The 444-nt window shown below is 61.9% G+C and carries 1 protein-coding gene; it reads left to right on the forward strand.

The window, feature by feature from the left end; genetic code table 11:
• Nucleotides 1–311 (forward strand): transglycosylase domain-containing protein (locus EN885_RS33120; protein WP_206519285.1); only part of this gene is annotated, 311 nt, incomplete at its 5' end.
• Nucleotides 312–444 lie beyond the last annotated feature (133 nt).

A 444-nucleotide genomic window follows, 5' to 3' on the forward strand; every position in this document is an offset into this window, starting at 1 on the left:
TGCGCAAGGTGGTCGAATTGCCGCTGGCCGTCTATTTCGATGCGGTGATGTCGAAACGGCGCATCATGGAAATCTACCTCAACATCGCCGAGTGGGGGCCGGGCATCTACGGCATCGAGGCCGCGGCACAGCACCATTTTGGCGTTTCGGCAAAACAGCTGTCGCGACGGCAGGCCGCCTTGCTTGCGGTTTCCTTGCCAAATCCGATCGCCCGCAATCCGGCCAAACCCGGGCCTGGCTTGAGGCGGCTCGCCAATCTGATCGAGCGGCGCGCCGGCCGCTCCGGCGCCTATGTCGGTTGTCTCCGCTAGCCGATCCAAAAAAATTCGCGCCAGTGCTGGCCAAAACGGCACAGGGCGTGTATAGGCACCCGACTTTCTCAGATTTAGGCCCCGACATGGCCCTTTCACGAGGGCGGGCGGGGCTTTTGACCATGTAGTGGAG

The organism is Mesorhizobium sp. M6A.T.Cr.TU.014.01.1.1 (assembly GCF_004022765.1).
Classification (GTDB): domain Bacteria; phylum Pseudomonadota; class Alphaproteobacteria; order Rhizobiales; family Rhizobiaceae; genus Mesorhizobium; species Mesorhizobium mediterraneum.